Origin of the sequence: Synechococcus sp. CS-1332, from assembly GCF_025127995.1 — a bacterium.
In the GTDB taxonomy this organism is placed as follows: domain Bacteria; phylum Cyanobacteriota; class Cyanobacteriia; order PCC-6307; family Cyanobiaceae; genus Cyanobium.
Window position 1 is genome coordinate 1 of record NZ_JAHLYP010000003.1, and the last position, 7,468, is coordinate 7,468.

8 protein-coding genes and 1 pseudogene are annotated in these 7,468 nt (G+C 71.2%); 5 read left to right on the forward strand and 4 right to left on the reverse strand.

The genetic code is table 11. The features are described 5' to 3' along the window. Nucleotides 1–388, reverse strand: a 388-nt coding sequence (locus KQ305_RS00205) for a sigma-70 factor domain-containing protein (protein ID WP_311134298.1), incomplete at its 3' end; no start/stop codon positions are given. 89 nt (nt 389–477) lie between these two features. On the opposite strand from KQ305_RS00205, the gene KQ305_RS00210 reads away from it, so the two are divergent. Together KQ305_RS00210 and KQ305_RS00215 are read left to right on the forward strand one after the other, a co-directional pair. Next, complete coding sequence (locus KQ305_RS00210; RefSeq protein WP_259723469.1) at nt 478–1,197, forward strand: pseudouridine synthase; 720 nt, start codon at nt 478–480, stop codon at nt 1,195–1,197. 11 nt (nt 1,198–1,208) lie between these two features. Next, nucleotides 1,209–2,195 carry a RodZ family helix-turn-helix domain-containing protein gene (locus tag KQ305_RS00215; protein ID WP_259723470.1) on the forward strand — a complete coding sequence of 329 codons (987 nt, stop codon included), beginning with the start codon at nt 1,209–1,211 and terminating at the stop codon, nt 2,193–2,195. On the opposite strand, the gene malQ is transcribed toward KQ305_RS00215, so the two are convergent. Both malQ and KQ305_RS00225 read right to left on the reverse strand, forming a co-directional pair. Then, a complete protein-coding gene (malQ, locus tag KQ305_RS00220) occupies nt 2,144–3,703 on the reverse strand; it encodes a 4-alpha-glucanotransferase (RefSeq protein ID WP_259723471.1) in 1,560 nt (519 codons plus the stop codon). The genes KQ305_RS00215 and malQ overlap by 52 nt on opposite strands. Beyond that, the gene (locus tag KQ305_RS00225; protein WP_259723472.1) at nt 3,700–4,920 is read right to left on the reverse strand and encodes a Coenzyme F420 hydrogenase/dehydrogenase, beta subunit C-terminal domain; all 1,221 of its coding nucleotides are present in this window, start codon (nt 4,918–4,920) and stop codon (nt 3,700–3,702) included. The genes malQ and KQ305_RS00225 overlap by 4 nt, the downstream gene beginning before the upstream one ends. Nucleotides 4,921–5,025: 105 nt before the next feature. Here KQ305_RS00225 and KQ305_RS00230 point away from each other — a divergent pair, with 105 nt between their 5' ends. From KQ305_RS00230 to KQ305_RS00240, 3 genes are read left to right on the forward strand one after another with little or no spacing between them, the layout of a single operon-like run. Next, nucleotides 5,026–6,030 (forward strand): LCP family protein, encoded by a 1,005-nt coding sequence (locus KQ305_RS00230; protein ID WP_259723473.1) that lies wholly within the window; start codon nt 5,026–5,028, stop codon nt 6,028–6,030. Nucleotides 6,031–6,076: 46 nt separating this feature from the next. Continuing rightward, nucleotides 6,077–6,745 (forward strand): MarC family protein, encoded by a 669-nt coding sequence (locus KQ305_RS00235; protein WP_259723474.1) that lies wholly within the window; start codon nt 6,077–6,079, stop codon nt 6,743–6,745. Then, nucleotides 6,745–7,170, forward strand: a complete 426-nt coding sequence (locus tag KQ305_RS00240; protein ID WP_259723475.1) for a hypothetical protein — start codon at nt 6,745–6,747, stop codon at nt 7,168–7,170. Before KQ305_RS00235 ends, KQ305_RS00240 begins: the two co-directional genes overlap by 1 nt. 28 nt (nt 7,171–7,198) lie before the next feature. Here the strand turns inward: KQ305_RS00240 and KQ305_RS00245 are convergent. After that, nucleotides 7,199–7,468: pseudogene (locus KQ305_RS00245) on the reverse strand (hypothetical protein); the annotation flags it as partial.

Consider the following 7,468-nt stretch of genomic DNA (forward strand, 5'->3'; position numbering starts at 1 on the left):
CGATGGTGCCCTCCTGGATCAGATCCAGCAGCTCCATGTTCCGTTTGGTGTACTTCTTGGCGACGCTCACAACGAGGCGCAGGTTGGCGGCCACCATCCGCTCCTTGGCGCGCCGGCCGGCATGCAGGCGCTTGCGCAGCATTGCCGGGGTGAGGCCCGCCTCGGCGGCGAGCAGCTCGGGGCTGGGCTCTTCGCCACCGGAGCGCAGGCTGAGTTCCTCGCGCAAGTCTTCGAGGGCCATCAGCTCCTGCACCTGGCGGCCCAGGGTGATTTCCTGCTCATGGCTGAGCAGCGGCACCCGGCCGATGTCCCGCAGGTAGGAGCGCAGAGAATCGCCAGTCGGGACCAGCAGGGACGCGGACGCAGCCGTGAGGGTGATCGAAGGCATCGTCCCTTGTTACGAAACCATTTGGTTTCGTAAATCTACCATCACTTTGCGGACTCGCTCCGACCTGGAGCGGTCCGCAGAATGGGGCCATGGGCGCGGACCGTCTGCAGAAACTCGTGGCGGCCGCAGGGCTCTGCTCCCGCCGGGAGGCGGAGACCTGGCTGCGCGAGGGCCGGGTCCGGGTCAACGGTGACCTGGCCCAGCTGGGCGACCGCGCCGATCCCGCCTGCGACCGCATCAGCGTCGATGGCCAGCCCCTGGAGCTGCCCGGCACCACCCTGACCCTGCTGCTCAACAAGCCGCCTGGCGTGCTCAGCACCTGCCACGACACCCACGGCCGCCCCACCGTGCTCGACCTGCTGCCGCCGGAGCGACGCCGCGGTCTGCATCCGGTGGGCCGGCTTGATGCCGACAGCCGTGGCGCCCTGTTGCTCAGCAACGACGGCGACCTCACCCTGCGCCTCACCCATCCCCGCTACGGCCATCGCAAGACGTACCAGGTCTGGGTCGAGGGATGGCCGCAGCCGGCCATCCTGGAGCGCTGGCGGGCTGGCGTGCCCCTCGATGGCCTGCCCAGCCAGCCGGTGGAGCTGCATCGGCTGCGCCATCACCGCGGCGCCAGCCTGCTGGAGCTGGTGCTGCGGGAAGGCCGCAACCGCCAGATTCGGCGCACGGCGGAGATCCTCGGCCACCCGGTGCTGGATCTGAGGCGGATCGCCGTCGGCCCGGTGCAGCTGGGGGATCTGCCCGAAGGATCCTGGCGTGAGGTCGACCCGGGAGAATGGGGCCCCCTGGCCGTCGCTCCCTGAGCCCCCCTCCCTTGCCCAAGCCGGCCCCGTCTTTGTTTCAGCGTCTGCGCGAGCGCCTGCCGGGCCAGCACCGGAATGTGCGGACGGTGGCGGTGGAGCGCCGCCAGGATCCCCTGTTGCTCGCCGGCCAGCAGCTGCGCGAGGCCCGGGAGAGCCGCGGCATCGGCTTGCGCCAGCTGGCCCTCGACACCCGCATCAGCACCGCCGTGTTGGAGGCCCTGGAGCGGGGCTGGCGCGACCGGCTTCCGGAAGCGGCCTACCTGCGCACCATGCTTCCCCTGTTGGAGCACCATCTGGAGTTGCCCGGGGGGTGTCTTGACGGGGTGCTGCCGCCGGAGCAGGAGCGGCGCCACGGGCGGCGGCGGGACACGGTGTTGCTGCGCTTCACCCCCGGTTCAATCGATGTTTTCACCACCTGGCAGGGAACGGTGCTTTACGCGGTTCTGTGTGCTGGCCTTCTCTATGGCCTCAACCTGCAGCAGCGCCAGCTGGCCGCCCAGGGACTGAACGCCCTGCGGCCCATCCCGCCCCTGAGCGCCGCCCAGACCGACCAGGCGAATCTGGAGGATGCGGATCGGGCGATCCTGGGCGCCTACCCCGACCTGCGTCCCCTGGGCAAGGCCGCGGCCGGCCAGGGTCTGCGGCGGCTGAGGCGTGAAACCAGCCAGAACCGCCCCGATCTGGCCCTCGGCCTGCTGCGGCTCGAGCTGGCCAAGCCCACCCGGGTATCGCTGCGCAGCGACCGGGGCGTGGAAACCCAGCTGCCGGCGGTGCAGGGCAGCCTCAGCCTGCCGGTGCTGCCCCCCTTCAGCCTGAGGCTGGAGCCGGCCCCGGCGGCCGGTGCGGTGCGCTGGAACGGCCAGCCCCTGGTGCCCGCCACCCCCGTTGCTCAGAGCCCCGGCCAGAGCCCCGACCCGACGGGCGGCCAGGGCCAGGCGCAGTTCCTCTACCCGCCACTCCCCATGCCTCCGCCCGCTGCCTCCCGCCCCCGGCCGTAGCGGGCCGCCATGGTCCCGAAGCCCTGCAGGGGGCCCGCCAGCGCAGTCACCGGTTGGGCCAGCCGCCAGCTCCAGTTGCCTTCGATCGTGCCGGGGGTGTTGAAGCGGGCCTCGTCGCCGAGCTCCAGCAGGTCCTGCAGCGGCACCACGGCCAGCTCGGCCGGGGAGGCCAGGGCGATCTCCAGCAGCTGCCAGCTCGGCGACCGCACCTCACCCCCCACCAGCGCCGCGACCCGCCCCCTGGCGCCGTCGTCGAGATCCCGCCACCAACCGAGGCTGGTGGCGTTGTCGTGGGTGCCGGTGTACACGACCCAGCGGCTGCCCGTGTAGTTCGCCGGCAGGTAGGCGTTGGCGTCGTTGCCGTCGAAGGCGAACTGGAGGATCTTCATCCCCGGCAGCTCGAAGCGATCCCGCAGGGCCTCCACCCCCGGGGTGATGACCCCCAGGTCTTCGGCGATCAGCGGTAGCCGCTCGCCGGCCAGCAGCCGGCCCTGGCGGCGGCAGCGCCACCAGAGGCGGTGCAGCAGGGCGCGGCCGGGGGAGGGGCGCCAGGTGCCGTGCTCGGCGGTGACATCCGTCCCCGGGACGCTCCAGTAGGCCTCCAGGGCCCGGAAGTGATCGAGGCGCAGCAGATCCATCAGCTCCAGCTGGCGCTGCAGCCGTTGCAGCCACCAGCTGAAGCCGCCCAGGCGGTGGGCCCACCAGCGGTAGACGGGGGTGCCCCACAGCTGGCCGGTGGCGGCGAAGTAATCGGGCGGCACGCCGCTCTGCTCCACCAGCCCCCCATCGGAGCGCAGGGAGAAGAGGCGCCGGTGACTCCAGACATCGGCGCTGTCGTGGGCCACGTAGAAGGGCAGATCCCCCACCAGCCGCACCCCCTGGGCGTGGGCCCGCTCCTGCAACCGACTCCACTGGCACTGGAGCTGCCATTGCAGCAGGGCCTCCTCCTGCAGGGCCCGGCTCTGGGCGTCGACCAGGGCCCGCAGGGCGGGGGGATGGCGCCGGGACAGGGGTTCGGGCCACTCCCACCAGGGCCGTCCCCTTTGCAGGCGGCGAATCACCATGAAGCGGCAGTGGTCAACCAGCCAGTAGCGCTGGCGCTGTTCCCAGCGATCGAAGGCCTCCTGGCGCGGCTGGCTCTGGTCGGCCCAGCGCCGTCCCAGGGCCACGGCGATGGCCGCCGCCCGTTTCGCGGCTGCGGCCGGGTCGAGGCGATCGTCAGGTCCGTCGGGCAGCGCGTCCCGGTCGGCGGGGGTGATCAGGCCCTCGGCCACCAGATCGTCGGCATCGATCAACCAGGGATTGAGGGCTGAGCCGCTGGGGGAGCTGTAAGGCGAGCCGGTGCCATCGGTGGGGGACAGGGGCAGCAGCTGCCACACGCCCACCCCCTCGCTGGCCAGCAGGTCGATCCAGTCGCGGGCGGCGGCGCCGAAGCTGCCGCAGGCCGGGGTTCCCGGCAGGGCGGTGGGGTGGAGCAGCACCCCGCAGGCCCGTGAATCGACGCTCACGGTTGGGGAAGGCGGTAGCGGGCCACGATCTTGCGGGCGAAGGCGGGGATGTGGGCCTCCACCTTCTCCGGGTGGTGGCGCTGCAGCCAGAGGGCATTGCGCGTGAAGTGGGAATCGATCGAGAAGCGGCCGTACTCCAGCCCCTTCGGCCCGAAGCGCTGCACGAACACCCCCACCAGTTCCGCCAGCCACATGGGTAATTTCAGGGCCTTCTCGTAGGCGTCGATGCCCTGCTGCACGGCCTGGCGGCGGTCGCCGGCGCTGGTCACCGGCGCCAGGTCGAGCTCCGGTTCCACCAGATCGAGCAGCTCCTGGCCGATGGCATTGCGGACGGTGATCCACTGGCGGCCGAAGCCGGCGCCCATGTAGCCGACCACCAGATCGGCGCCGGCATTGGTGTAGTCGAAGCAGCTGAGGCAGCTCGGCGCGAACACGTCCTTGAGGGCGGGGGTGTCGAGGCCGAAGAAGGGCACCGTTTCCTCCTGGCCGTCGCTGTGGCGGAAGTGGATGCGGAAGTCCTGCATGAACTCGTAGTGCACCACGGTGTCGGGGGAGCGGCTGGCGCTCTCCAGGAAGGTCTGCAGCCCATCCCGGCTCACGTTGTCGACGCAGGGCAGCCCGAGCACGTACAGCTTCTGCAGGGGCAGGGTGGCCTGCACCGCCCGCAGGGCCTGGATCTGGCAGCCCACCCCGATGGCGAGCAGCCGCTCAATGCCGCTGCCTGGCAACTGCTCGAGCACCTCCAGGTTGGGGGAGAGGGTGGGCTTGTTCACCCGGGCCGCCAGGACCTCTTCGGGGGTGCGGGCCAGCACCGGCACCGGCGTGAAGCGGTCGTCCGGGCTCTGCTGCACGCACAGCACCGCATCCACCAGGCCCGTCTCCAGGGCCCGCACACCGATGCGGCTGACGATGCCGGTCCACTGGGCCCCTTCGATCGGCTGGCGCAGGCGGGCGGTGACCATGCGCTGGTGCACGCCGAAATAAAGCTCGTTCTCATCGTCGAGGCGGCGGCTGCGGCCGTGGGCCTGTTCCTCCATGGCCTCGAAGCGCTGCTCCAGGAAGGCGCAGGCCCGGCGCACGTAGGCCACCCAGCGGCTGTCGCAGAGTCCGCAGTCGCTGCAGAGATCCTTGGCCGGTTTGGGGCTGCCCTTGGCCAGGGGTCGGGCTCGATCGTGCGGCGCCACCGACGACGGCGCCGGTGAAGGAACGGTGGACAAGCGGTGGAGGGGCGCAGTGGCTCGACGCTCAAGCTATCCGTCGTTGCGCTCCCATGCCGCCGCCCTGCGTCAGAGTGCCCCCAGCTCCCCTCCGTTTCGGCCCCGATGCCCGCCCGCCGGAAGCCCCGCCGCCCCGCCGACCTCCCCGGCTCCGCGACCCCGACGGCCCCGGCCCCGAAGCGGCCCCTGTTGAACGGGCGGATGCTCAAGAGCCTCGCCATCACCGCCGCCGGCGCCGTGGTGGGCCTCGCCACCCTGGGCCTCCTCTGGCCGATGCCGGACCGGGCTCTGGCTCCCACGCCCGAGGTGGGCCCGGCCAGCCTGGCCGCCAGGCCGACGCGGGCCATCACCCTGCTGGTGATCGGCAGCGACGCCGAGCGGATCGGGGCGCCGCGCAATGGCGCTGCCCCCGCCGGACCCGCCAACGCCGATGCCCTGCTGCTGGTGCGCATCCATCCCGAGGGGCCCCTGCAGGTGCTCAACCTGCCCACCGAACTGGCGGTGAACCTGCCCGGTCAGAAGGGAGTGAAGCGACTCGGTGAGGCCTTCCGCCTCGGGGGCGTGGCGCTCACCGCCGATGCGGTGCGGGAGCTGGTGGGGCTGCAGCCCCCCAGCCCGGATCGGTATCTGGTGCTCCCGAGGGGGGCGCTGAGGGATCTGGTCAACGGCCTGGGGGGCCTGGAACTCAGCCCGCCCCGGCGGATGAGCTACACCGACAAGAGTCAGAAGCTGACCATCGACCTGGAGGCCGGGCTTCAGCAGCTGGGGGGCGACAAGGTGGAGCAGCTGGTGCGCTTCCGCGATCCCTGGCTCGGCGACACCGGCCGCCGCAGCAACCAGCAACTGGTGGCCAGCAGCCTCAGGGAGCGGATGCTGCAACCCGAGCGGCTGGCCAAGCTGCCCTTCCTTGTGAGTCAGCTGCAGCCGAAGGTGGAGACCAACCTCTCACCGAGCGAGACCCTGAGCCTGCTGGCGGCCGGACTGGATGGCAGCAAGCCGGTGCAGTTCGCCAGCCTGCCGCTGAAGCCCGCCGAGCAGAAACACAAGGGACTGCGCCAGCTGGATCCCGGCGCGACGCCACCGCTGTGGAAGGAGCCTGAGGCCCCGTAGCGATCCTGGCGGCGTCCGGGATGATGGCGGCACCGCATGGGACACCATGGCCATCACTCCTGAGCTGCTGGTGCCGACCACCTTCCAGCATTATCTGCTGGGGTTGTTCGCCGTGGCCAACAACTTCCCCGCCATCGGGCCCTTCCTCACCCTGAGCCAGGGGGTGCCCAGCAGCCACGTGCGGCGGGTGATTCGCATCACCACCTTCTCCAGCCTGCTGATCATGCTGGGCGCCTTTTTCCTGGGCACGGCGGTGCTGCAGTTCTTCGGCATCAGTGTCAGTGCCTTCCAGATCGCCGGGGGCCTGCTGCTGGGCTTCAGCGGCCTGAGCATGCTCAATGCCACCGATCCGGGCGATTCGCACGAGAAGAACTTCGATGTGTCGCGCATGGATGTGGGGCAGATGACCTCCTCGGCGATCGTGCCGATCTCCCTCCCCCTCACCACCGGCGCCGGCACGATGTCGACGATCACGGTGTATGCGGGTGCTGCCCACACCCTCAACCACCGCATCGAACTGTTCGCGGCGATCTTGGCGATGGCGATCCTGATCGGCCTGATGTTCACCTTCGCCACCCGCCTCACCAAGATGCTCGGTCATGTGGGCATGACGGTGCTGATCAAGGTGATGGGCCTGTTCACCTTGGCGATCGGGGTTCAGTTCATCGCCACCGGCGCCAGCACCATCCTCAGCCGGGTGACGCTGAAGATCTGATGCTGGGGGCCGGCGGCGCCGGCCGCGCGATGGCGGTCGAGATGGCCTGGGCCGGCGCCGCCCACCTCACCCTGGTCACGCGGCGACAGGAGCAGGGCCAGGAGGTGGCGGACACCGTCACCCGCGCCGCCGGCGTACCGGCAGTGTGGGCGTCTTGGCAGGGGGAGGTGGTGGTGCCGGCTGGCACCAGCCTCCTGATGAATGCCACCCACCTGGGCTGCGCCCCGGCGCTGGAGCTGGTGCCCGTCCGCTGGGATTCGGTGGATCCGGCCTGCGTGGTGGTGGATGTGATCACCAACCCCCGCATCACCCCCTTCCTGGCCACGGCGCGCCGGCTGGCCATGCAGATCTTCGAGCAGTGGACCGGAGTGCCCCCCGAGGAGGCGGTGTTCCAGCGCGCTGTGGCCGAGGCGCTCGGGGAGTGAGTCCGGCTGTGCGTGCCACGCCTGGGGCCTAGGCCGCCTGCAGCACCCGCCAGCGGCGGCGCAGCACCTGCCGCAGCGCGGCCAGCGCCGCCTCGTTCTCCGCGTTCTCCTCGCCGCTCTCCTCGCCGCTCTCCGGCAGCCATCCCAGCCAGGCCAGGCCATCGCGGCGGCGCTCGCTGGGCTGCCAGTCGCCGCCCACCTGCAGCAGGCCCATCAGGGGCACCCGCCAGCGCTCCAGCAGGGCGGCCCCGGCCGCCGGCAGCCCCGTGGCCATCTGCCCGCCCCGCAGCACCAGCAG

Coding starts and splice junctions, on each gene's coding strand:
- KQ305_RS00235 (WP_259723474.1), top strand. CDS start 6,077: ATGGCCATCACTCCTGAGCTGCTGGTGCCGACCACCTTCCAGCATTAT.
- KQ305_RS00230 (WP_259723473.1), top strand. CDS start 5,026: ATGCCCGCCCGCCGGAAGCCCCGCCGCCCCGCCGACCTCCCCGGCTCC.
- KQ305_RS00210 (WP_259723469.1), top strand. CDS start 478: ATGGGCGCGGACCGTCTGCAGAAACTCGTGGCGGCCGCAGGGCTCTGC.
- KQ305_RS00240 (WP_259723475.1), top strand. CDS start 6,745: ATGCTGGGGGCCGGCGGCGCCGGCCGCGCGATGGCGGTCGAGATGGCC.